We start from the raw sequence: 23,478 nt of genomic DNA on the forward strand, positions 1-23,478 counted from the left end.
CGGGGAGCGAGTCCAATTCTCCCTGGCGTATCGGCAGGCGGCAACGAGCAATTGGCGCAGCTGACGGTAATCAGCTGGAATGACACGGATATCCCTGCCCAACCGGGCCCCGGCTGACGCCACCTGTCACGCCTGAACAGCGAGGACCAGCGGAAACACCGCGTCGGCGCCGGCCCGTCGCAACAACCGGGCCGTTACGGCGAGCGTCCATCCGGTGTCCGAGAGATCGTCCACGAGCAGCACGGGACCGTGTGCCTGCGCCAGGGCCTCGGCCAGCTCGGTTCCCACGACGAGCGTCTCGTGCAGCGCCCGGACACGATGCGCGCTGTTGGTCTGCGAGATCCGGATCCCGTCGGCCTCCGGGGCATGGCCGACGCTGCCGAGGAAGGGCATCCGCCCGACCTCCGCGATACGGCTGCCGAGCGACTGGACGAGCTGCGGCCTGCTGTGCGAGGCGATGGTGACCACACCGACCGGCCGGGGCGCGGCGTCCGCCGCGCCGGATGCCCAGCCGCCGGGCCCCTTGGCCCAGTCGGCCAGCACGGTGACCACCGCGTCGACCACATCGTCTGGCACCGGTGAGTCGGGTGCCTGCGGCGCCAGCATGGGGCGCAGCCTGTTGCCCCAGCCGATGTCGGACAGCCGGCCCAGCGCGCGTCCGGTGCCGGACAGCTCCCCCGCGGGGATACGGCCCTTGAGATCGACGCCCACAGCGGCGAGACCGGTCGGCCACATCTTGCGCGGCTCCACCTCGACACCCGGCCTGCGGAGCTCACCCTGGGCGGTGTCCAGCGCGGCCGAGGAGACGCCCTGGTCGAACCGTGCGCCGGCGCAGTTGTCACAGCGCCCGCAGGCGGTCGCCTCCTCGTCGTCGAGCTGGCGGCGCAGGAACTCCATGCGGCAGCCGTCCGTCGTGGCGTATTCGCGCATCGCCTGCTGCTCGGCGGCCCGTTGACGGGCGACCCAGGCATAGCGTTCCGTGTCGTAGACCCAGGGCTCTCCCGTGGCGACCCAGCCGCCCTTGACCCGGTGGACGGCTCCGTCGACATCGAGGACCTTGAGCATGGTCTCCAGCCGTGTGCGCCGCAGGTCGACCAGTGGTTCCAGGGCGGGCAGCGAGAGCGGGCGGCCGGCCTGGGCGAGGACGTCGATCGTGCGGCGGACCTGATCCTCCGGCGGAAAGGCGACCGAGGCGAAGTACTGCCAGATCGCCTCGTCCTCCTTGCCGGGGAGCAGCAGTACCTCCGCGTGTTCGACACCTCGGCCCGCACGGCCCACCTGCTGGTAATAGGCGATGGGGGAGGAGGGTGAGCCCAGGTGCACGACGAATCCGAGGTCGGGCTTGTCGAATCCCATGCCCAGAGCGGAAGTTGCCACCAGCGCCTTGACGCGGTTGGCAAGCAGATCGTCCTCCGCCTGCTGCCGCTCGGCGTTCTCGGTACGGCCGGTGTAGGAGGCGACGGTGTGCCCGCACTGACGGAGATAGGCGGTGATCTCCTCGGCCGCGGCGACCGTCAGGGTGTAGATGATCCCCGAACCGGGCAGCTCTTTGAGGTGATCACCGAGCCAGGCCAGCCGGTGGGCGGCGTTGGGCAGCCGCAGCACGCTGAGGCTGAGGCTCTCGCGGTCCAGCGGGCCTCGCAGCACGAGGGCGTCCGTACCCGCTCCGGTGCCCAGCTGCTCCGCGACGTCCGCTGTCACGCGGGCGTTGGCGGTGGCGGTGGTCGCGAGCACCGGTACGCCCGAGGGCAGATCGGCGAGCATGGTCCGCAGGCGCCGGTAATCGGGGCGGAAGTCATGGCCCCAGTCGGAAATGCAGTGCGCCTCGTCGACCACGAGCAGGCCGGTCGCGGCGGCGAGCCTGGGCAGGACCTGGTCCCGGAAGTCCGGATTGTTGAGCCGCTCGGGGCTGACCAGCAGTACGTCCACCTCTCCTGCGGCCACTTCGGCCTGGACGGTGTCCCACTCCTCCGTGTTTGACGAATTGATCGTGCGGGCGCTGATACCGGCTCGGGCCGCGGCCGCGACCTGGTTGCGCATCAGCGCCAGCAGGGGCGAGACGATGACGGTCGGGCCGCTGCCCTGCGCCCGCAGGAGTGAGGTGGCGACGAAATACACGGCTGACTTGCCCCAGCCGGTCCGCTGGACGACCAGCGCTCTGCGCTTGTCGGCGACCAGCGCCTCGATGGCTCGCCACTGATCCTCACGCAGCCGGGCGGTGCCGGAGGCATCCCCGACGAGTCGGGCCAGTACGGAGTCGGCCGAAGCCCTGAGCTCTGCGCGGTCTGCGTTGGTCATGCCCCCATGCAACCCGATGGGTACGACAAACCGCGAACGGCCGCGCTGCCCCTGTGGATAACTTATCCACAGGGGGTCGCGGATTTTTGCCCGGCACGAGAACGTCATCCCATGAACAAGCACCACGAATCCACCGGTCCCTCCGACGAGCAGCAGATCACCCTGCGAGGCCCGGCCGAGCTGGCCGACGCCCTCCCGTACCTCATGGGATTCCATCCGAACGACAGCGTGGTCATGGTCGCCCTGCACGGCGGCCGGGGCCGCTTCGGCGGGCGGCTCAGGCTCGGCATTCCGCAGTCCGCGCAGGAGTGGCCGTCGGTTGCCGAGCAGCTCGCGGAATGCCTGATCAGGGGGAGCGAGCGGCGTGGCGAGCGGCCCGACGCGATCGTCGTCTTCTTCTGCCAGGACCCGGCCGACGGGGAGACCGGAAACCAGATCATGGAGCGGCTTCGGCCCTTCGCCCAACGACTGCGCACCGCCTGCGGAGCACTCGACGTGCCGGTGCTCGAAGCGCTCTGCATCTCCGACGACCGCTACTGGTCCTACTGCTGCCCCGATGCCCGGTGCTGCCCGGCCGACGGCACCCCGCTGGTCGTGCCCGGCACCTCGGTCATGGCTGCGGCAGCCACCTACGCGGGCGTTCAAGTACGGGGATCGCTGCGCGAGATGGAGGCGAGGCTGACGCCCCTGGCGGCTACGGCGAGCGGCGGGCAGCAGCAGGCGCTCGACCGGGCGGGGTCCGCGCTGCTGCCGAAGCTTCTCGACGAGGAGGGCCGCAAGGAGGTCGGAGGATCGACGCTGAGGCTCGCCCGGCAGCTCATGAAACGCCTCGGGGAGGTACCGACCGCGATGCCCGCCCTGTCCGACCTCAACGACGACCGGCTGATCAGCCACGAGGAGGCCGCCGCGGTAATTCTCGGCCTCCAGGACCGGGAGACCCGTGACAGGGCCGCCGAGTGGATGGAGGGGCCCGAGGCCGAGTCCGCGCTGAGGCTCTGGCGGGCGCTGGCACGCCGCTGTGTGGCGCCGTATGTGGAGCACGCGGCGGCTCCGCTCACCCTGGCGGGCTGGGTCGCCTGGTCGACCGGGGACGAGCCGGCCGCGCGGGTCGCGCTGGGGCTCGCCCTTCGGCTGGACCCCGGTTACACGTTCGCCCAGCTGCTGCACGAGGCCTGCAACCAGGGCCTCGACCCGGAGACGCTGCGACGGTGCCTGCGCGGCGAACGCGCTACACGGACAGTACGGCGCGGCCGCGGCACGGGACGGGTCGCGGGGGCCCGTTCCGTACGGGCGCACGCCGGGCGGCGCCGGACGCGGCAGGGCTCCGCCGGGCCCGGAGACGCGACCGACCGGCGCCGCACCGGACAGCTCCGGACGCAGGGCCGCAAGGGGGCCAGGACCCGGCGATGACGGGGGACGCGGTACGGGCCGCCCGGCTCCTGGACCCCGAGGCGCGGGGGAGCGCGGGGCCCAGCGACGCCGGGGCGGCCCGGCCGTGCCGGGATGGATGACGAGCGCGACGAAGGGAGTGTTTATCGTCAGGCAGACGACTATGATCACGGCATGCCGCCCTACGACCCGTCGACCTTCCCGCCCTTCGCCGTCACCGTCGACCTGGTCGTGCTCACGGTCCGCCGTCACGCGCTCTGCGCGCTGGTGGTGCGCCGAGGCGAATCGCCGTTCCAGGGCAGGTGGGCGTTGCCCGGCGGCTTCGTCAAAGCCGATGAGGACCTCGGTGCCGCCGCGGCGCGTGAGCTCGTCGAGGAGACCGGGCTCTCCGCGCACGACCCGGTGGTTCCCGCTGTCGGGAACGGCGCCCACCTCGAACAGCTCGCCACCTACGGGGACCCGGGGCGCGATCCGCGGATGAGGGTTGTCAGCGTCGCCCATCTCGCGCTGGCCCCCGACCTGCCGGCGCCCCGGGCGGGCGGGGACGCGAACAGTGCCCGCTGGGCACCTGTCGGTGACCTGCTCGGACCCGAGGGTGGATACGCCCGCGACGGTGAACACCCGGCTCCGTTGGCCTTCGACCACGCGCGGATCCTGGCCGACGGTGTGGAGCGGGCCCGCTCCAAGATCGAGTACTCTTCGCTGGCCACCGCTTTCTGCCCGCCGGAGTTCACGGTCGGGGAGCTGCGCAGGGTGTACGAAGCGGTCTGGGGTGTCGTGCTCGACCCGAGGAACTTCCACCGCAAGGTGACGGGCACCCCCGGGTTCCTGGTGCCCTCCGGCGGCACGACCACCAGGCAGGGCGGCCGTCCCGCGCAGCTGTTCCGGTCGGGCGCGGCCACCGTGCTCAACCCACCGATGCTCCGCCCCGAGGTCTGATCCCGCTGCGGCGGGGCGAGTTCCCCGCCGACGTCGCGCGGCCGATGCACGTCTGCGCGGTGCGGGTGTGCCCGTGTGCCGGATGCGCGGGCTGCCGGGGTTCGTGCGGGGGCGAGGCCGGAACGCCGTAGACGCAGCGTTGCACGAAAAGTCGGATATGTCGGGTTATCTTTCTGCGGTACCCACTGCCGTCGAGCGGTCTCACCTCGTGCGAGAGAAGCGATGCTCCAGGCCATTGGACTCACCAGCGCCCGCCACCGCGGACTTCGGCCCGCCGTGGACGACCTCACGTTCGAGGCCGGATCCGGCTGCGTCACCGCCCTGCTGGGCGCGCGGGGCTCCGGCAAGACCGCGGCCCTGCGGCTGATGCTCGAACTGGATCCGGGCCGGGGCATCACCTACTTCCGGGGCAGGGCGCTGCATCGCGTCGCACAACCCGCCCGCGAAGTGGGAGTGGTCCTCGGAGACGTACCGGGCCACCCGGTCCGCACCGCCAGAGGACAGCTCCGCATGCTCTGCGCCGCGGCGGGCGTACCGGCGTCCAGGGCCGACGAACTCCTCGACACCGTTGGCCTCGCCGGGCTCGGCGACCAGCGCATCGCCTCGCTCTCCCCGGGCATGGACCGCAGGCTGGCCCTCGCGTCCGCGCTGCTCGGCGACCCGCACACGCTCATCCTCGACGAACCCGCGGACGGCCTCGACGCGCGAGAGGCCGACTGGCTGCACGGGGTCCTGCGGTCCCACGCGGCCAGGGGCGGCACCGTGCTCTACACCACCGGCGACGCCAAGGAGGCCGCGAGGGCCGCGGGGCAGGTGGCGGGGCGGGTGGTGTCCATCGACGGCGGACGGCTCGTCGCGGATCAGGACGTCGTCGAATTCGCGCGCACCCGGCTCCGCCCCCGCGTCGCGGTCCGTTCTCCGCACGCCGCCCGGCTTGCCGCGGTCGTCAGCCGCGAGGCAAGGGCGGCCCGGCGCTCCGTCGAGGTCGTCACCGAGGCGAGCAGCAGCCGGCTCTCCGTCTACGGCAGCAGCTGCGCGGAGATCGGGGACACGGCGTTCCGGCACGGCCTTCCCGTTCACCAGCTCGCGGACGAGATCGGAGACACGGGCCCGGTCGTCAGCCGCGTGGCTCCCGCGGGTCCCGCCGCCCGCCCGACCGGGCCCGGCGCGACCGCGCGCGGCGGGGCGGCGGCCACCCGAACCCGACCGGACGGACCGGGTCCCGATGGGGCCGGGACCGACGGACCGAGTCCTGACAGGGCCGGGATCGGCGGATCGAGTCCCGACAGGGCCGGGGCCGACGGATCAGGTCCCGACGGCGCCGGGACCGGCAGGGCGGAGGGCTCACCGGCCCCGAAGGCCGCCGGGCCCGGCCTTCCGCCGCCGATCAGGCGGCGTCCCGCCCGGGGTCCGCTGCGCCCGGTGCGTTACGAACTGCGCCGCCTCTTCGGGGTCAGGACCACGGCCCTGATCATGACCGTCGCCCTGGTCGCGTCGGCCGGGATCTCCGTGCTGCTCGCCCGCGACGGCCGTACACCGCTGCCCAACGTGCTTGCCGCCTGGCCGTCGCTGCTCCCGCTGCCGCCCGCCGCGATCTGCGCCGGGCTGCTGGGGGCGCTCTCCTTCGGTGACGAGTTCCGGTATCCCGCGCTCGCCGCCGGGCGCGGCACCGTACCCCGCCGCCTCGGGCTGCTCCTCGCCAAGCTGGTGGTATCCGCCGGGGTGGCCATGCTGCTCGCCCTGCTTGTCGTGCTGGCCTCCGCGGCGTCTCTTCGCCTCTTGTACGGCGGCGACTTGGTCCGGATTCCGCCGAATATGACGTCGCTGGCCGTGAGTTGGTCGGGTCTGACCGTCGGCTGCGCCTGGGCCGGACTGCTGGCCGCCGGAATCTTCCGGGTGACGGCGGCGGGTGTGGCAGCGGTGCTCGCTGTTCCGGTGCTGATGGTTCCCCTCGTCCAGCGGATGCCGAAGGCGCCGACCGCCCGTTCGATGACCGGACTTCCGGGACGGCTGCGGGAACTGGCCTGGCCGTACTGGCCGCACGAGACGGACCGGTGGGTGCTGGCCGCGATGCGGGTCGTGGCCCATCCGGTGGGGACCGCCTTGGCCCTGTCGTTGTCGGTCCTCATCTGCGCGTATCTGTTCACCAGCGTTCGCGGCAGGGTGCGTTGGTGATCGCGCGGCGGCGCCGGAGCGCCAAAAGTCCCACAACTCCATTTGAATTGCCCGTTTTATACCAATAAGGCGTCAATTGGGAAGCGGGTACCGATCACCCTTTCGTGTGCTTTTCACCAAAGACCTCAAGGGGCGGCTGAGCCGCGCCGACAAAGGATGCGTGAGTACCCTTGCGCACACCATGATGACCGCCGCCCGCACTGCCGACTCCGGCCTCGCCGGCTCGGGCGAACTCGACCGTTACCCCTACGCGGACGCGCCGGCCGGCGAGCGTGCCGCCGCTCGTTCCTGGAGCGGTACCGACAATGAGCTCGGCAGGGTCGGCCGGCGGGGATCGGCCAGCCGCGGCCGAGGCCTGCACGGCCAACTTGTCCAGCAGCTCGGACAGATGATCGTCTCCGGAGACCTGGGCGCGGACCGCCCGCTGGTCCCGGAGGAGATCGGTCAGCGATTCGAGGTCTCCCGCACCGTCGTACGGGAGTCGCTGCGGGTTTTGGAGGCGAAGGGGCTGGTGAGCGCCCGGCCCAATGTCGGAACCCGGGTCAGGCCCGTCAGTGACTGGAATCTGCTCGACCCCGACATCATCGAATGGCGTGCCTTCGGCCCGCAGCGCGACGACCAGCGTCGCGAGCTGAACGAGCTCCGGTGGACGATCGAGCCGCTGGCCGCCAGCCTCGCTGCGGGCCACGGCCGGGATGATCTTCAGCAGCGTCTCGCCGACATGGTCGAGATCATGGGGCACGCGCTCGGGCAGGGCGACGTGATCACCTGCGCCCGCGCCGACGCGGAGTTCCACGCCCTGCTGATCCAGGCCGCGGGCAACCGCATGCTGGAGCACCTCTCCGGCATCGTTTCCGCCGCCCTGCACGTCTCGGGCGGGCCGGTGACCGGCTGTGACCGCCCGAACGAGGGATCGCTCGGCCATCACGCACGGATCGTCGAGGCGCTCGCGTCCGGCGACTCGGCGGGCGCCGAATCGGCCATGCGCCAGCTGCTCGCGGTCCCGCTGGAGCTGGAGACGGAGTCGGCCGAACCGGTGGTGCCGGCGCCGCGCGAGCAGCACTGAGCGCGACACATGGCGGGTGTGCCGGCCGTGTGCCGCCGGGCCCCGCGGTCCGGCGGCACAATTGTGGGGGGATGTCGCCCCTGGTCGCGTTCGCCGGAATTGGGGTGTGACTCGGGCCACGCGGATTGGGCGTAACACTCCTCGAAACAGCGCGATGACTTAAGAGGTGACCGCCGCGGAAGGAATACAGCAGCCATTCAGTGTGCTGTGCAGTTCTGAGGCATAGCCCGCGCCGTCGGCACATTCCCAGCCGACGGTCGTCGGTTCAGCCCTCTCCTGGGCCGGGCCGGAAGCCGTTTCCATCGTTCCGAGAGGTTGTTCGTGTCGGCCAGCACATCCCGTACTCTCCCGCCGGAGATCGCCGAGTCCGAATCTGTGATGGCGCTCATCGAGCGGGGAAAGGCTGATGGGCAGATCGCCGGCGATGACGTGCGCCGGGCCTTCGAGGCTGACCAGATTCCGCCAACCCAGTGGAAGAACGTTCTGCGCAGCCTCAACCAGATCCTCGAGGAAGAGGGTGTGACGCTGATGGTCAGTGCCGCGGAGCCGTCGAAGCGCGCCCGCAAGAGCGTCGCAGCCAAGAGCCCGGTCAAGCGCACCGCCACCAAGACTGTCGCGGCCAAGACGACCGTGACGCGGACCGTCGCGGCCACCGCCGCACCGTCCGCCGAGACCGTGGACGTGGTGGCCGATGACGCCACCGCGGCCGCCCCTGCGAAGAAGGCGGCTGCCAAGAAGACGGCGGCCAAGAAGACCGCCGTGAAGAAGACGGCGGCCAAGAAGACCGCGTCGAAGAAGGCCGGCAAGCAGGACGACGAAGCCCTCGACGGCGACGAAGCGGTCGAGGAAGTCAAGGCCGGCAAGGGTGAGGAAGAGGAGGGCGAGGGCGAGAACAAGGGCTTCGTCCTCTCCGACGACGACGAGGACGACGCCCCCGCGCAGCAGGTCGCCGTCGCCGGTGCCACGGCCGACCCGGTCAAGGACTACCTGAAGCAGATCGGCAAGGTCCCGCTCCTCAACGCCGAGCAGGAGGTCGAGCTCGCCAAGCGCATCGAGGCGGGCCTGTTCGCCGAGGACAAGCTGGCGAACTCCGACAAGCTCGCGCCGAAGCTCAAGCGCGAGCTGGAGATCATCGCCGAGGACGGCCGCCGCGCCAAGAACCACCTGCTGGAGGCCAACCTCCGTCTCGTGGTCTCGCTGGCCAAGCGGTACACCGGCCGCGGCATGCTCTTCCTGGACCTGATCCAGGAGGGCAACCTGGGTCTGATCCGCGCCGTCGAGAAGTTCGACTACACCAAGGGCTACAAGTTCTCCACGTACGCCACCTGGTGGATCCGGCAGGCGATCACCCGCGCCATGGCGGACCAGGCCCGCACCATCCGTATCCCGGTGCACATGGTCGAGGTCATCAACAAGCTCGCGCGCGTGCAGCGCCAGATGCTCCAGGACCTGGGCCGCGAGCCCACCCCGGAGGAGCTGGCCAAGGAACTCGACATGACCCCCGAGAAGGTCATCGAGGTCCAGAAGTACGGCCGTGAGCCGATCTCCCTCCACACCCCGCTGGGTGAGGACGGGGACAGCGAGTTCGGTGACCTCATCGAGGACTCCGAGGCGGTCGTCCCGGCCGACGCGGTCAGCTTCACGCTCCTCCAGGAGCAGCTGCACTCGGTGCTCGACACGCTCTCCGAGCGTGAGGCCGGTGTGGTCTCCATGCGCTTCGGTCTGACCGACGGACAGCCGAAGACGCTGGACGAGATCGGCAAGGTCTACGGCGTGACGCGTGAGCGCATCCGCCAGATCGAGTCCAAGACCATGTCGAAGCTGCGTCACCCGTCGCGTTCGCAGGTGCTGCGCGACTACCTCGACTAGGTCGGGGAGTACCCGGACCGAGGGCTCGCATCCCATGGGGATGCGAGCCCTCGGCCTATGTGGGGGTGCGGATCGGCGTCAGCGCGATGACTCTGGGTAGGCATGGTCCATCACAGAGTCAGGAGTACGTATGTCCCGCACCGTCGTCCGCACCATGACCGGGGCGCTCGCCCTCACCGCCGCCGCGGCCGTGATACCCCTCGCGTCCCCCGCTTCGGCGGTCGCGGACAGCATCGTCATCGGGGGCCAGCCCGCCCAGGTCAAGGACAGCCCGTGGGTGGTGGCGCTCTCCAGCCGCAGCCGCTTCGGGGACACCCGCGCCGGTCAGTTCTGCGGCGCCGTGGCGGTGGGGCCGAAGAAGGTGCTGACAGCCGCGCACTGCCTCAGCCGCGCGGCGCTGGGCACCGATGTCGGCCAGGTGCGCGATCTGCGGATCATCTCCGGCCGGAACGAGCTGAACGGCTCCGGCGGCAAGGAGATCGCGGTGAGCGGGACGTGGGTCAACCCCGGGTTCGACGCCAGCACCAACAGCGGGGACGTCGCGGTGCTGACGCTCGCCGAAGCGCTGCCCGAGCAGGACGTGATCCAGATGGCCGAAGCCGGTGACGACGGGTACCGGGCGGGTACCGCAGCGGTCGTCTACGGGTGGGGTGACACCACGGGCAACGGTGACTACGCCTCGTCACTCAGGTCCGCGAAGGTGAGCATTCTGCCGGACAGTTCCTGCGAGGAGGCCTACCCGGGCGGCAGGAACGGCACGTACGAGGCCTCAGCGATGCTCTGTGCGGGCGAACCGCAGGGTGGGTACGACGCATGCCAGGGCGACAGCGGAGGGCCTCTGGTGGCCCATGGGCGGCTTGTGGGGCTGGTGTCCTGGGGAGCCGGCTGCGGCCAGGCCGGGAGTCCCGGGGTCTATACGCGGATCTCCGCCGCCATCGGGTGGATGGCGGACGCCGACTGACGTCACCGGCTCCGGGTACGAGAACGGGCGGCTCCCTCCGGTGGAGGGAGCCGCCCGTCGGTCGGTACAGGACCGGCCCCTGGCTCGTCGTGGATGCGAGGTGTCAGTGTTGTTCCTCTTCGGCGGCTTGGGCCTGCACGGCCGTCAGTCGGTCCGTCTCATCCTGTATTTCCGCGGCGATCTTCTTGAGTTCCGGCTCGAACTTGCGACCATGGTGGGCGCAGAAGAGCAGTTCACCGCCACTGATCAGGACGACGCGCAGATATGCCTGGGCGCCGCAACGGTCACAGCGGTCTGCTGCGGTCAGCGGGCTCGCGGGGGTCAGAACAGTAGTCACGTCGCCTCTTCTCTAGCTCGACGAGCTGTCGTACCAGGGTCAACATCCAACCAGGCCGAAAACGTTCCCGCTCGTGGCTTTTCTTCGAAACTTCTTCTCGGGAAGGCTGTCTGTTGCCGGTTCGCGGCGAATGTGCCGTATTGCGTGGCGCTACGGTTTCGCGTTGCTTGTCTTGGTCGGTCCGTCCGACCGGCTGGCTTGCCGGCTTGTTCATGAGGACGTGCCCGGAGCCTAAATGGTTCATGCCTGGAAGGGAACGTGATGTGCACGTCACTCCGGCGAGGGATCGAACGTGTATGCGAGGCTGGACTAGTGTGAGGGTTCTCCTAGGGTGGCGTTACAACCGCTCTACCAGGCCTCGGTACCCTCTCAGCGGCAACCGAAGCCGAGCCCGTTACCCACTGGGCCCCAAATGAAATTCAGCGAGGAGCGAACCGCGTGACCGCCGATACGTCCGTGCCGTCCACTGCGCTGCTGACCGGAGCAGACCAAGACGGTTCCAACTACACCGCGCGGCACCTGCTCGTACTTGAGGGGCTCGAAGCGGTTCGCAAGCGCCCCGGGATGTACATCGGGTCCACCGACAGCCGCGGCCTCATGCACTGCCTCTGGGAAATCATCGACAACTCGGTCGATGAGGCCCTCGGGGGCTACTGCGACCACATCGAGGTCATCCTCCACGACGACAACTCCGTCGAGGTCCGTGACAACGGCCGGGGCATCCCGGTCGACGCGGAGCCCAAGACCGGACTGTCGGGCGTCGAGGTCGTGATGACCAAGCTGCACGCCGGAGGCAAGTTCGGAGGCGGCGCGTACGCGGCCTCCGGCGGTCTCCACGGCGTGGGCGCCTCCGTCGTGAACGCCCTTTCTGCCCGGCTCGACGTGGAGGTCGACCTCCACGGCGCGACCCACTCGATCAGTTTCCGCCGCGGGGTCCCCGGCATCTTCACCGAGCAGGGGCCGGACAGCCCCTTCGACCCGGCCAACGGGCTGCTCAAGGGCAAGCGGGTGCCGAAGACGCGTACCGGTACCAGGGTGCGGTTCTGGGCCGACCGGCAGATCTTCCTCAAGGACGCCAAGCTCAATCTGGACACGCTCTACCAGCGGGCCCGCCAGACGGCCTTCCTCGTCCCCGGCCTCACCATCGTCGTGCGCGACGAGCGGGGCCTGGACGGAGAGGGCAAGACGGAGGAGACGTTCCGCTTCGACGGCGGGATCAGCGAGTTCTGCGAGTACCTCGCCCAGGACAAGGCGGTCTGCGACGTCCTGCGCCTGACGGGGCAGGGCACGTTCAAGGAGACCGTCCCCGTGCTCGACGACCGCGGCCACATGACGGCGACCGAGGTCACCCGGGAGCTGGTCGTCGACATCGCGATGCGCTGGGGCACCGGCTACGACACCACCCTCAAGTCCTTCGTCAACATCATCGCCACCCCCAAGGGCGGCACCCATGTGAGCGGTTTCGAACGCTCGGTGACGAAGACGGTCAATGAAGTGCTCCGCTCCGCGAAGATCCTTCGCGTCGCCGAGGACGACATTGTCAAGGACGACGCCCTGGAGGGCCTCACCGCGGTCGTGACCGTGCGGCTGGCGGAGCCCCAGTTCGAGGGGCAGACCAAGGAGGTGCTCGGCACCTCCGCGGCCAACCGGATCGTCGCCAATGTCGTCACCAAGGAGCTCAAGGCCTTCCTGACGTCGACCAAGCGCGACGCGAAGGCCCAGGCCAGGGCCGTCCTGGAGAAGGCGGTGGCCGCCGCCCGCACCCGGATCGCGGCCCGCCAGCACAAGGACGCGCAGCGCCGGAAGACGGCTCTGGAATCCTCCTCGCTGCCCGCGAAGCTCGCCGACTGCCGCAGTGACGACGTCGAGCGCAGCGAGCTGTTCATCGTGGAGGGCGACTCCGCGCTCGGCACCGCCAAACTGGCCCGGAACAGCGAGTTCCAGGCGCTGCTGCCGATCCGGGGCAAGATCCTCAACGTTCAGAAGGCATCCGTCTCCGACATGCTGAAGAACGCCGAGTGCGGCGCGATCATCCAGGTCATAGGAGCAGGGTCCGGACGGACCTTCGACATCGACGCCGCGCGCTACGGCAAGATCGTGCTGCTGGTCGACGCCGATGTGGACGGCGCCCACATCCGGATCCTGCTGCTGACGCTCTTCCAGCGGTACATGCGGCCGATGGTCGAGGCGGGGCGGGTCTTCGCCGCGGTGCCCCCGCTGCACCGGATCGAGCTCGTCCAGCCGAAGAAGGGCCAGGACAAGTACATCTACACGTACTCGGACAACGAGCTGCGCACGCGGCTGCTGGAGCTCCAGCGCAAGAACGTCCGGTACAAGGACTCGATCCAGCGCTACAAGGGTCTGGGCGAGATGGACGCCGACCAGCTGGCGGAGACCACGATGGACCCTCGCTTCCGCACCCTGCGGCGGATCAACATCGGTGATCTGGAATCGTCCGAGCAGGTCTTCGATCTGCTGATGGGCAACGAGGTGGCGCCCCGCAAGGAGTTCATCACCAGCTCGGCGGCCACGCTGGACCGCTCGCGCATCGACGTCTGAGTCCGCTGCCCGCAGGACCGGCCGGACAGGCCCGTTCGGCCGGCCCGCACGTCACCGGAGCCGTCGTCTCCACCCGTGGGTGGAGACGACGGCTCCACCCACGTTCAACCCCTGAGCCGATCCCCTGAACTGGCCGTTTCCGTAGCGTCGGAGTCACAGAACTTCCCGCCATTCGGAGGCTTCCATGTCCGGGCTCGTCAATGTCCTGGTGATCGTCGCGGTCATCGCTCTCGTCGTGGTCCGCCAGTTCGCGGCCCGGCAGATCTCCGGCGACCGGCGCTGGTGGCTCCTCCCAGGCATCCTGCTCGTCATGGCGCTGCGCGAGCCCGGCCTCGTCGACCAGCACCACGAGACCCTCTCCGTCGCTGTCCTGGGAGCCGAGCTGGTCGTCGGACTGGTCACGGGCGCGGCCTGGGGATGGACAGCCCGGCTGTGGCGCGGGGAGGACGGCTCCCTCTGGAGCAAGGGGACCAGGGCCACCGCCTACGTCTGGATCGGGGGCCTGGCGCTGAGGGTGGCCCTCTACGGGGTGGCCGCCGCACTGGGCGTACATCAGGGCAGCTCGGCCGTGATGATGGCGCTCGCCGTGACGCTGCTGGTGCGCAGCGGGGTCCTGGCCCGGAGGGCTGCCGGGATACCGGCGTCGTACGGTGATGCCGCTGACCGCGCGCCGTTCCGGCAGGCATGGAAGGACCGTGTGTGACACCCGCCGCTTGGACGAGCTGGCCTTCACGGGAGGCACTCTCGCGGGAGAGACACACCCGTTCCAGGGCCGTCATCGGGTGGTCCGTACGGGCCGGGCTGCTCACCGTGATGCTCTGGGGGACGTTCACGGGCGGGCTGTTCGAGCCCTGGGAGATCGCGGCCGGTCTGATCGGGGTGTTCGGCTGCGCGGTGCTCGCGGTGGCCTTCTTCCGGGTGAGCCTGGCGAACCGCCTGTGGCTCTCGCTGGGCACGCTCGCCCTGCTGATGCTGGCGGCGTTCGGGGCGCAGGAGGCCGGGGCCACGGTGCCGGCGGTGGTGCTCTGGTGCGGTTGTGCGGTTACGGCTCTGGAGCGGTTGCCGCTGGTCGCGGGAATCCCGTCCACGGCGGTGGCGCTCGGCGCGTACGCGTTGGTGAACACCGACGACTGGCCGTCCACGGCGGTGACCACGGCCGGGCTCTGTCTCGCGGGATACGTACTACGTCTGGACGCCGAGGCTCGGGGAAGCGCGCGGCGGCTTCTCGCGCAGGAGCGGGCCGCGAGAGTCGCGGAGGCCGAGACGGCCGCTCTGGACGAGCGGTCCAGGATCGCCCGGGAGATCCACGACGTGCTCGCCCACAGTCTCTCCGCGCAGCTGGTGCACCTGGAGGCGGCTCGGCTGCTGATCGAGAGGGAGCCGGTGGGGGAGTTCCGGGACCAGGTCCTGCAGCGGGTGGTCGCGGCCCGCTCCATGGCCCGTGAGGGGCTTGCGGAGACCCGCCAGGCGCTCTCCGCCCTGCGCGGCGAGGTGTCGCCGGTGGAGGACTTCCTGCGGCAGCTGGTGGCGGCCGAGCCGGCCGAGGTCAGGGTGGAGGGGGAGCCCCGGGCGCTGACCGCCGAGGCCTCGCAGGCGGTGCGGCGCGTCGCGCAGGAGGCGCTGACCAATGTCCGCAAGCACGCGCCCGGCGCCAGGGTGCTCGTCCTGCTGGAGTACCTGCCGGACGGGATCGCCCTGGAGGTCAGCGATTCGGGCGGCGGAAGTCCTGAGGGCGACCTCGCTGTCAGTGGCTCCGGATACGGTCTGCTGGGAATGCGGGAGCGCGCCGAACTGCTCGGCGGCACGCTGGAGGCCGGTCCCGGCGAGGAGGGGTTCGTGGTGAATCTGCGGGTGCCCGCGTGACCGCGCGGGTGGTGGTGGCGGACGACCAGTCGGTGGTGCGCGAGGGAATCGTCATGCTGCTGGGCCTGCTGCCCGGGATCGAGGTGGTCGGATCGGCGAAGGACGGGGAGGAGGCCGTCGCCCTGGTGGCCGAGCACGCCCCGGACGTGGTCCTGATGGACCTGCGCATGCCGCGCTGCGACGGCGTGGAGGCGACGCGCCGAATCCGTAAGGACCATCCCACCACCCAGGTCGTCGTGCTCACGACCTTCGCCGAGGACGATTCGCTCTTCCCGGCACTCCGGGCGGGGGCCCGCGGCTATCTCACCAAGGACGCGGGGGGAGACGAGATCGTGCGGGCCGTCGAGGCGGTGCTCGCGGGCGAGGTCGGGCTCTCGCCCGCCGTGCAGCGCCGGCTGTTGGAGCAGGTCACCGCGGGGCCGCTGCCGCCGGCCACCGGTACCGAGCCCGAGCTGCCCGACGGGATGACCCCGCGCGAGGCGGAGGTGCTCGTCCTGATCGCCGAGGGGATGTCCAACGCGGAGATCGCCCGCAGCCTGCACATCTCGCAGGCCACGGTGAAGAGCCACATCAACAACCTGTTCGCCAAGGCGGGGCTCCGCGACCGCGCCCAGGCGGTCCGATACGCCTACGTTCGAGGGCTCGCACAGCCGCCCGGCACATCCTTCACCTGAAGAGGTGAAGTCTCGCGAATGAAGTGCCCGGGATCTTCCCGATCTGACCATTCTTGGATACGCGGCCGAAGTGGTCCGTGGACAAGGGGAGTTGTTCGGTGGAGAAGGAAGCAGGGCCCGAGTCCGCAGCGGTGCGGCTCGACGACCCGTGGTACGACGCACTCGCCTCCGGTTGGGGGGAACTGGACAGTACGGGAAGCTTCGCGCCCGCCGGGACAGCTGATTCCGTGGTGCCGCAGCGCGGCCACAGCGCGGCGGACATCTATCTGGAGGTGCAGCGCAGCGAAGCCTTCCAGGAGGTGCGGCGCCGCTACCGGCGCTTCATCGTCCCCGCCACCCTCGCGTTCCTCGTCTGGTATCTCGCCTACGTGGTCATGGCGGTCACCGCGCCCGGCCTGATGGCAAGACCCGTGGCCGGTGCCGTCAACGTCGCCATGGTGGCGGGGCTCGGGCAGTTCCTCACGACGTTCCTGCTCACCGGCGCGTACGCACGGCACGCGCGGCTGCGCAGGGACCGGGCAGCGCTCGATCTGCGCTGGGAGACGCAGGAGATGACGCGGGGGGCCGCGCGTTGAGCGGGAATCACCAGACCCTGGCGCTCGTGCTGTTCAGCGTCTTCATCGCCGTGACGCTCGGCATCACCACCTGGGTGAGCCGCAACCGGCACGGTTCCGCGGAGGAGTTCTACGCGGGCGGCCGGCTGTTCTCGCCCATGGAGAACGGTTTCGCCATCGCGGGCGACTACATGTCGGCCGCTTCCTTCCTCGGCATTTCCGGTCTGATCGCGCTCTTCGGCTACGACGGCATGCTCTACTCGGTCGGCTTCCTGGTCGCCTGGCTCGTCGTGCTGCTGCTCGTCGCGGAACTCGTCCGCAACTGCGGCCGGTTCACCCTGGCCGATGTGGTGGCGGCGCGGATGGCCGAGCGGCCGGTCCGGATCGCGGCGGGGACATCTTCCGTCACTGTCTCCGTGCTCTACCTCGTGGCACAGATGGTGGGCGCGGGCAGTCTGGTGGCACTCCTGCTCGGCGGCACGAGCGGGGCCGCCCGGTCCTGGACCGTCATCGGTGTCGGGGCGCTCATGGTGATCTATGTGTCGCTCGGCGGTATGCGCGCCACCACCTGGATCCAGATCGTCAAGGCCGTCCTGCTGATGGCGGGCACGATCGTGCTCACCGTGCTCGTCCTGGTGCACTTCCACGGCAATGTCAACGAGCTGCTCAACTCCGCCGCAGACCGCAGCGGCAACGGCAGGAAGTTCCTGTCGCCCGGCCTCCGGTACGGCGGTTCCTGGACGGCACGCGTCGACTTCATCAGCCTCGGCCTGGCCCTGGTGCTCGGCACGGCCGGGCTGCCGCACATCCTGTCGCGGTTCTACACCGTGCCTACCGCCCGTGCGGCACGCCGGTCGGTCGTCTGGTCGATCGGCCTCATCGGCAGCTTCTACCTGATGACGATCGTGCTCGGATTCGGGGCGGCGGCGCTGGTCGGCACGGCGGACGTACGGGCCTCGAACCCCGCCGGAAACACGGCTGTTCCCCTGCTGGCCCTGGTGCTCGGCGGTGGCGAGGGATCCACCGGGGGAACGATTCTGTTCGCCGTCGTCGCCGCCGTGGCCTTCGCGACCATCCTGGCCGTCGTCGCCGGAATCACGCTGGCCTCCTCGGCCTCCGTCGCCCACGACCTCTACGCCTCGCTCCGCCGCCCGGGTTCCAAGCAGCGCAGCGAGGTCGCCGTGGCCAGGGTCGCGGCAGCGGGAATCGGGGTGGCCGCCATCGGACTCGGCCTGCTCGCCCAGGATCTGAACGTGGCCTTCCTGGTGGGCCTGGCCTTCGCGGTCGCGGCGTCCGCGAATCTGCCCGTGCTCCTCTACTCGCTGTTCTGGCGGAACTTCACCACGCGCGGTGCGGTCTGGTCGGTCTACGGAGGGCTGATCCCCGCCGTGCTGCTCGTCGTCCTCTCCCCGGTCGTCTCGGGCAGCGCCACCTCGCTCTTCCCCGGCGTGGACTTCCAGCTCTTCCCGCTGGAGAACCCGGGCCTGGTCTCGATCCCGCTGGGATTCCTGGCCGGTTGGATCGGTACGGTCACCTCGAAGGAACCGCCGGACGCTGCCAGGCACGCGGAGACCGAGGTCCGCGCGCTGACCGGCGCCGGCGCCGTCTAGAGCGCGTCCGCCGGCCTCTCGTCCGGATCGGGCCGGTACCGGGCGGGCTCGGGGATTCGGCCAATCCGGCTGGCCGACGGCGCGCTGTGCGAGGGCCTTCGAGTGGCCGCGAGGGCCGGTGGAAGGGCGTGGCCCGGTCGTCGAGTTGTGCGGTGAGGGGTGCCGCACAGAGACTGGCGGCGAGTACGGTGACGCTGTTGGCGACGGTCGGCCCGTATGAGCCGCACCTGCGGGAAATCCCGTCGGGACCGCCGGCCCGCGCGGTGTTTCCGTCGGTCGGCGGGTGGCACGCTCGGTGTGAGGGCGATGCGAGGCGCTCCGGGGCTTCGCGAGATTGTCTCGTTTCCAGCTCCACGCAATCCGCTTGCGCTTCTTGCGCTAATCTTGCACACATGACGCGACGACTTGCTCAGGTGGCACAAAAGGTTGGAGTCAGCGAGGCCACGGTCAGCCGGGTGCTCAACGGCAAGCCAGGAGTCTCCGACGCCACGCGGCAGGCCGTCCTGTCCGCGCTGGACGTGCTCGGTTACGAGCGGCCGACCCAACTGCGCGGCGAGCGGGCCCGGCTGGTCGGCCTGGTCCTGCCCGAGCTGCAGAATCCGATCTTCCCCGCTTTCGCAGAGGTGGTCGGGAGCGCGCTCGCCCAGCAGGGCCTCACGCCCGTCCTGTGCACCCAGACCAAGGGGGGCGTCTCCGAGGCGGAGTACGTCGAACTGCTCCTCCAGCAGCAGGTCTCCGGCGTCGTCTTCGCCGGTGGCCTCTACGCCCAGACCGACGCCCCGCACGATCACTACAAGGTGCTGGCCGACCGGAAGATCCCCGTCGTCCTCATCAACGCGGCCATCGACCACCTCGACTTCCCCGGCATCTCCTGCGACGACACCGTGGCCGTCGAACAGGCCTGGCGGCACCTCGTCTCGCTCGGTCACGAGCGCATCGGCCTGGTGCTCGGCCCCTCGGACCACGTGCCCTCGCAGCGCAAGCTGGCCGCCGCCCGGGTGCTCGCGGAGGAGGCCGGTACGACCATGCCGGACAAGTGGGTCGCCAGGGCGATGTACTCCCTGGAGGGCGGGCAGGCGGCCGCCATGCGGCTGCTGGACGAAGGGGTTACGGGGTTCATCTGCGCCAGTGACGTGCTGGCCCTGGGGGCGGTGCGCGCGGCACGCCGCCGCGGCCTCTCGGTGCCCGCGGACGTCTCCGTGGTCGGGTACGACGACTCGGCGTTCATGAACTGCACGGAGCCCCCGCTGACGACGGTCCGCCAGCCGATCGAGGCCATGGGGCGCGCCGCCGTCGAGCTGCTCTCCGTGCAGATCGGCGGGCGCACCGTACCGTCCGACGAGCTGCTCTTCGAACCCGAACTGGTGGTGCGCGGCTCCACGGCTCAGCCTCCGCGCAGCACTTCCCGTTCATCGTCGTGAATTTGCGCCTCGCGAACAGTCTATTGCGAGGGTGACTCTGTGGCACCGGGCAGCGGCCGAGGCGGCCGCGGTCCGGTGTACTGGCCGATGGGGCGCATCCGCAGCGGTCGCTCCCCGTACTCCTCCAGGGCGTGCGCGATCCACCCCGCCGTACGGGAGATCGCGAACACGGTCTCGCCCGCCTCGGCGGCCATGCCGGAGGAGACGGACAGCACCGCGAGCGCCATGTCGACATTCGCGTGCAACGGGGCGTGGCGCGCGGTCGTGGTGACCACGTCGCGGGCCGCGGCCAGCGCCGGCGCCGCTCGCGGGATGTCCGCGAGCAGCGCGAACAGCGCGGTGGCCCGTGGGTCCTCGCGGGTGTAGAGCCGGTGGCCCAGCCCCGGCACCCGGCGCCCGGTACGGAGGTGGTCCGCGACCACCGGGGCCGCGCCGCCCCGCTCCAGGACCTCGGCCAGCATGCGGTGCGCCAGTCCGCTGGCCGCGCCGTGCAGTGGCCCCTCCAAGACCCCGAGCCCCGCCGAGACCACCGCGTACGGGTGGGCCCGCGCCGAGGCCGCGACCCGGGCCGCCAGGGTGGAAGCGGCCAGATCGTGGTCGATCAGCAGCCCGAGAGCGGTGTCCAGCACGTCGAGTGACGGCTCGTCGGCCGGGCGCGCGGTGAGTTTCGGCCACAGCTGATGCGCCAGCCCGGCGTCGGCCGCGACCGCGCCAAAGCCCCCAGCCCCGGCCCCGTCTCCTGCCCCGGCCCCGTCTGCGCCCCCCGTCCCGTCCGCGTCCACCGACGGCAGCGCGCCCACCAGCGTCGGGATCAGGCTCCGCGCGCTTCCCAGCACCGCCTCCCGCGACAGGTCGAAACGCAGCGGATCGGCGGCGGCCGCCGCGACGACCGCGACCCGCAGCCGGTCCGTGGAACCGGAGTGCGCCGGCAGCGCGCCGACCGTCCGGCGCGCCGAGGCCAGCGCCTCGCGCGGCGCGGTGAAGTGCGCGCCCGTCCGCAGCTCACCGGTCCAGAGCCACTCGGCGATCTCCTCGTAGGTGTGACGCCGGGCCAGCTCCGTGGCGTCCACACCGCGGAAGCAGTAGCGGTCGCCCTCGATGAGCGTGATGCCGGTCCGGAACGACAGCTCGCCGGCCGGGGAGGCGGGCTCCCTGCGTCCCGTCCGCCGTGCCAGGGCGTCGACTTCCGCCGGGTCGAACGTACTGCCCCGCCCGCCGGGCGCGCGGTTGCTGCTCAGCTGGCCCCGGCTCACGTACGCGTACACCGTCTCGGGCTTCACGCCCAGGCGCTCGGCCGTCTCCCGGGTGGTGAGCCGTTGCGCCGTGCGCTCCGAACCGTCGCCCGCGCCCGCTTGATCCGTCATGGTGCTCACCGTATCCATATTGATTCAATCAACATTGACAGATATGGAGTCAAGCATAGACAGTCGAATCAATGTCAAGAGTCGCAGCATCGGAATGTTCCTGGAGGAAGCAATGACGACCATGACCGGCTCGGCCCCGCTCGATGTCCCCCGAGGTCTCGCGGGTGTCGTCGTCACCGACACGGCACTCGGGGATGTCCGGGGCCGCGAGGGCTTCTACCACTACCGGCAGTACTCGGCGATCGAGCTGGCGCAGACCCGCAGCTTCGAGGACGTCTGGTACCTGATGACCGAGGGCGAGCTGCCGGGCCCGGCCGCCCGCGCCGACTTCGCCACCCGCACCGCCGCACTGCGCCGGCTGCCCGCAGAGGTACGGGACGCCCTGCCCGCCATAGCCCGCGCGGGCGTCGTCTCCGGCCCGCTCGCGGGGCTGCGCACAGCACTCTCGCTGCTCGGCGCGTCCGCGGGATTCCGGCCGGTGTACGACATCGACGCCGACCGGCGCCGCGCCGACGCGCTGACCGCCTGCGCCGCCGTCCCCACCGTGCTCACCGCCCTGCACCGGCTCGGTCAGGGGCTCGAACCGGTGGAACCGCGCGACGACCTGCCCTACGCCGCCAACTACCTCTACATGCTCACCGGTTCCGTGCCGGACGCCGCCCGGGTCAGGGCCGTCGAGCAGTATCTGATTTCCACCGTGGACCACGGTTTCAACGCCTCGACCTTCACCGGCCGTGTCGTCGCCTCCACCGGTGCGGACATCGCCGCCTGCCTGGTGGCGTCCGTCGGCGCGCTCTCCGGACCGCTGCACGGCGGTGCGCCGAGCCGGGCCCTGGACACCCTGGACGCCATCGGGACCCCGGACCGCATCGACGGCTGGATCCGCGAGCGGGTGCTCGCCGGTGACCGGATCATGGGCTTCGGACACCCGGTCTACCGCACGGAGGACCCCCGCTCACGCATGCTGCGCTCCATCGCCCAGAGCTTCGGCGGCCCGCTCGTCGACTTCGCCGTCGAGGTGGAACGACAGGTCGAGGCGATCCTCGCGGAGCTGAAGCCGGGCCGGGAACTGCACACCAACGTGGAGTTCTACGCCGGAGTGGTCATGGAGCTGTGCGGGCTGCCGCGCGAGATGTTCACGCCGACGTTCTGCTCCGCGCGGGTGGTCGGCTGGAGCGCCAATATCCTGGAGCAGGCGGAGGACTCCAAGATCATCCGCCCGGCGGCCCGCTACGTCGGCCCGCCTCCGCCGCAGCCGGTCCCGGCCGCCTGACGTCCCCCGGAAGGGCTCCGTTGAACCCGTCGTCACCGCCCCGCAGCCGCCAGATCCCGGTCATCGTCCTCGCCGGATTCCTGGGATCCGGCAAGACGACGCTGCTCAACCACCTGCTGCGCCACCGCGCCGGGAACCGGATCGGCGTGATCGTCAACGACTTCGGGTCCATCGAGATCGACGCCATGACCGTGTCCGGACAGGTCGGCTCGACCGTCTCGCTCGGCGGCGGCTGCCTGTGCTGCGCGGTCGACGTGAGCGAGCTCGACACCTACCTGGAGACCCTGACCCGGCCCGCCGCCCGCCTCGATGTGATCGTCATCGAGGCGAGCGGGCTCGCCGAACCCCAGGAGCTCGTCCGGATGCTGCTGGCCAGCGAAAACCCGCACATCGTGTACGAGGGACTGGTCGAGGTGGTCGACGCGGCCGAGTTCGCCGCCACCCGGGAGCGCCACCCGGAGATCGACCGCCATCTCGCCGTCGCGGACCTCGTCGTCCTGAACAAGACCGACCGGGCCGGGGAGGCGGAGCGGCTGCGTGTCCGGGAGGCCGTCGCGGCCACCGGCAGCACGGCGGCCGTCGTCCCCGCCAGCTACGGACGCGTCGATCCCGAGCTGCTCTTCGATCCCGCGCTGCGGCCCGACAGCGACGAGAAAGCACGCCAGCTGAGCTTCGAGGACCTGTACCTGGAGGAGCGCGCGGCGGAGACGGGGGAGGAGCACGGGGGCCATCTGCACGCCGCGTACGAGAGTCTCGACTTCACCTCCGACGTGCCCATGAGCCCCCGCCGGCTGATGGCCTTCCTGGACTCCCGGCCGGAAGGCCTCTACCGGATCAAGGGGTACGTCGACTTCGGCGCGGGAGACCCCGCCAACGCCTACGCGCTGCACGCCGTCGGCAGGTTCCTGCGGTTCGCCCCGCAGCCCTGGACCCGTGGCGGGCCCCGGCTGACCCGGCTCGTACTGATCGGCTCCGGCATCGACGTACCGGGCCTGCGCAAGGCGCTGGAGGACTGTCGCGCACCGGACGGGCCGACGACGGACACGGCGCAGGACGCCGCACACGAGCGATCCATGTGGGGCGTCCTGCGGTACGTGCGCGGGCCCGGCGACGACGCGTAGCGCCA

At 70.7% G+C, this 23,478-nt stretch carries 18 protein-coding genes; 15 read left to right on the forward strand and 3 right to left on the reverse strand.

Features of this window, described 5'->3' with window-relative positions:
• Nucleotides 1–126: 126 nt before the first annotated feature.
• Entirely contained in the window at nt 127–2,298 is a 2,172-nt protein-coding gene (locus ACFVQ0_RS27725) for a RecQ family ATP-dependent DNA helicase (protein ID WP_390091922.1), read from the reverse strand.
• A gap of 111 nt (nt 2,299–2,409) precedes the next feature.
• Here ACFVQ0_RS27725 and ACFVQ0_RS27730 point away from each other — a divergent pair, with 111 nt between their 5' ends.
• The 6 genes from ACFVQ0_RS27730 (at nt 2,410) to ACFVQ0_RS27755 (ending at nt 10,697) form a co-directional block, all read left to right on the forward strand.
• The gene (locus ACFVQ0_RS27730; protein ID WP_390091923.1) at nt 2,410–3,708 is read left to right on the forward strand and encodes a DUF4192 domain-containing protein; all 1,299 of its coding nucleotides are present in this window, start codon (nt 2,410–2,412) and stop codon (nt 3,706–3,708) included.
• Nucleotides 3,709–3,861: 153 nt separating this feature from the next.
• A complete protein-coding gene (locus ACFVQ0_RS27735) occupies nt 3,862–4,626 on the forward strand; it encodes an NUDIX domain-containing protein (RefSeq protein WP_390091924.1) in 765 nt (254 codons plus the stop codon).
• Nucleotides 4,627–4,848: 222 nt separating this feature from the next.
• Complete coding sequence (locus tag ACFVQ0_RS27740; protein WP_390091925.1) at nt 4,849–6,801, forward strand: ATP-binding cassette domain-containing protein; 1,953 nt, start codon at nt 4,849–4,851, stop codon at nt 6,799–6,801.
• Between the two features lie 181 nt (nt 6,802–6,982).
• Nucleotides 6,983–7,867, forward strand: coding sequence for a FadR/GntR family transcriptional regulator (locus ACFVQ0_RS27745; RefSeq protein WP_390092049.1), 885 nt, complete (start codon nt 6,983–6,985; stop codon nt 7,865–7,867).
• A gap of 321 nt (nt 7,868–8,188) precedes the next feature.
• Nucleotides 8,189–9,736: an RNA polymerase sigma factor gene (locus ACFVQ0_RS27750; RefSeq protein ID WP_390091926.1), complete on the forward strand. Its 1,548-nt coding sequence runs from the start codon at nt 8,189–8,191 to the stop codon at nt 9,734–9,736.
• 130 nt (nt 9,737–9,866) lie between these two features.
• Nucleotides 9,867–10,697, forward strand: coding sequence for a S1 family peptidase (locus ACFVQ0_RS27755; RefSeq protein WP_390091927.1), 831 nt, complete (start codon nt 9,867–9,869; stop codon nt 10,695–10,697).
• Between the two features lie 103 nt (nt 10,698–10,800).
• Here ACFVQ0_RS27755 and ACFVQ0_RS27760 read toward each other — a convergent pair whose 3' ends face one another.
• Nucleotides 10,801–11,034 (reverse strand): hypothetical protein, encoded by a 234-nt coding sequence (locus ACFVQ0_RS27760; protein ID WP_024489001.1) that lies wholly within the window; start codon nt 11,032–11,034, stop codon nt 10,801–10,803.
• A gap of 438 nt (nt 11,035–11,472) precedes the next feature.
• Here ACFVQ0_RS27760 and ACFVQ0_RS27765 point away from each other — a divergent pair, with 438 nt between their 5' ends.
• From ACFVQ0_RS27765 to ACFVQ0_RS27795, 7 genes are all read left to right on the forward strand, one after another.
• Nucleotides 11,473–13,593, forward strand: coding sequence for a type IIA DNA topoisomerase subunit B (locus ACFVQ0_RS27765; protein WP_390091928.1), 2,121 nt, complete (start codon nt 11,473–11,475; stop codon nt 13,591–13,593).
• 184 nt (nt 13,594–13,777) lie between these two features.
• Entirely contained in the window at nt 13,778–14,296 is a 519-nt protein-coding gene (locus ACFVQ0_RS27770; protein WP_390091929.1) for a DUF1453 domain-containing protein, read from the forward strand.
• Nucleotides 14,293–15,456 carry a sensor histidine kinase gene (locus ACFVQ0_RS27775; protein ID WP_390091930.1) on the forward strand — a complete coding sequence of 388 codons (1,164 nt, stop codon included), beginning with the start codon at nt 14,293–14,295 and terminating at the stop codon, nt 15,454–15,456. The genes ACFVQ0_RS27770 and ACFVQ0_RS27775 overlap by 4 nt, the downstream gene beginning before the upstream one ends.
• Nucleotides 15,453–16,130, forward strand: coding sequence for a response regulator (locus ACFVQ0_RS27780; RefSeq protein ID WP_390091931.1), 678 nt, complete (start codon nt 15,453–15,455; stop codon nt 16,128–16,130). The genes ACFVQ0_RS27775 and ACFVQ0_RS27780 overlap by 4 nt, the downstream gene beginning before the upstream one ends.
• Before the next feature lie 131 nt (nt 16,131–16,261).
• Nucleotides 16,262–16,705 carry a DUF485 domain-containing protein gene (locus ACFVQ0_RS27785; RefSeq protein WP_390092050.1) on the forward strand — a complete coding sequence of 148 codons (444 nt, stop codon included), beginning with the start codon at nt 16,262–16,264 and terminating at the stop codon, nt 16,703–16,705.
• The gene (locus ACFVQ0_RS27790; protein ID WP_390091932.1) at nt 16,702–18,294 is read left to right on the forward strand and encodes a cation acetate symporter; all 1,593 of its coding nucleotides are present in this window, start codon (nt 16,702–16,704) and stop codon (nt 18,292–18,294) included. Before ACFVQ0_RS27785 ends, ACFVQ0_RS27790 begins: the two co-directional genes overlap by 4 nt.
• 392 nt (nt 18,295–18,686) lie before the next feature.
• Nucleotides 18,687–19,715: a LacI family DNA-binding transcriptional regulator gene (locus tag ACFVQ0_RS27795; RefSeq protein ID WP_390091933.1), complete on the forward strand. Its 1,029-nt coding sequence runs from the start codon at nt 18,687–18,689 to the stop codon at nt 19,713–19,715.
• 20 nt (nt 19,716–19,735) lie between these two features.
• On the opposite strand, the gene ACFVQ0_RS27800 is transcribed toward ACFVQ0_RS27795, so the two are convergent.
• Nucleotides 19,736–21,079 carry a citrate/2-methylcitrate synthase gene (locus tag ACFVQ0_RS27800; protein WP_390091934.1) on the reverse strand — a complete coding sequence of 448 codons (1,344 nt, stop codon included), beginning with the start codon at nt 21,077–21,079 and terminating at the stop codon, nt 19,736–19,738.
• Nucleotides 21,080–21,191: 112 nt separating this feature from the next.
• On the opposite strand from ACFVQ0_RS27800, the gene ACFVQ0_RS27805 reads away from it, so the two are divergent.
• Both ACFVQ0_RS27805 and ACFVQ0_RS27810 read left to right on the forward strand, forming a co-directional pair.
• A complete protein-coding gene (locus ACFVQ0_RS27805; protein WP_390091935.1) occupies nt 21,192–22,352 on the forward strand; it encodes a citrate synthase/methylcitrate synthase in 1,161 nt (386 codons plus the stop codon).
• Nucleotides 22,353–22,372: 20 nt separating this feature from the next.
• Nucleotides 22,373–23,473 carry a CobW family GTP-binding protein gene (locus ACFVQ0_RS27810; RefSeq protein ID WP_390091936.1) on the forward strand — a complete coding sequence of 367 codons (1,101 nt, stop codon included), beginning with the start codon at nt 22,373–22,375 and terminating at the stop codon, nt 23,471–23,473.
• The last annotated feature ends 5 nt before the right edge of the window (nt 23,474–23,478 follow it).

It is taken from the genome of Streptomyces sp. NPDC057900 (genome assembly GCF_042887885.1).
Taxonomy (GTDB): Bacteria; Actinomycetota; Actinomycetes; order Streptomycetales; family Streptomycetaceae; genus Streptomyces.

Bases quoted from the DNA above. Each gene is read 5' to 3' on its own strand.
- ACFVQ0_RS27805 (WP_390091935.1), top strand. From the start codon at position 21,192: ATGACGACCATGACCGGCTCGGCCCCGCTCGATGTCCCCCGAGGTCTC.
- ACFVQ0_RS27755 (WP_390091927.1), top strand. From the start codon at position 9,867: ATGTCCCGCACCGTCGTCCGCACCATGACCGGGGCGCTCGCCCTCACC.
- ACFVQ0_RS27725 (WP_390091922.1), bottom strand. From the start codon at position 2,298: ATGACCAACGCAGACCGCGCAGAGCTCAGGGCTTCGGCCGACTCCGTA.
- ACFVQ0_RS27730 (WP_390091923.1), top strand. From the start codon at position 2,410: ATGAACAAGCACCACGAATCCACCGGTCCCTCCGACGAGCAGCAGATC.
- ACFVQ0_RS27770 (WP_390091929.1), top strand. From the start codon at position 13,778: ATGTCCGGGCTCGTCAATGTCCTGGTGATCGTCGCGGTCATCGCTCTC.
- ACFVQ0_RS27740 (WP_390091925.1), top strand. From the start codon at position 4,849: ATGCTCCAGGCCATTGGACTCACCAGCGCCCGCCACCGCGGACTTCGG.
- ACFVQ0_RS27795 (WP_390091933.1), top strand. From the start codon at position 18,687: ATGACGCGACGACTTGCTCAGGTGGCACAAAAGGTTGGAGTCAGCGAG.
- ACFVQ0_RS27800 (WP_390091934.1), bottom strand. From the start codon at position 21,079: ATGACGGATCAAGCGGGCGCGGGCGACGGTTCGGAGCGCACGGCGCAA.
- ACFVQ0_RS27745 (WP_390092049.1), top strand. From the start codon at position 6,983: ATGATGACCGCCGCCCGCACTGCCGACTCCGGCCTCGCCGGCTCGGGC.
- ACFVQ0_RS27735 (WP_390091924.1), top strand. From the start codon at position 3,862: ATGCCGCCCTACGACCCGTCGACCTTCCCGCCCTTCGCCGTCACCGTC.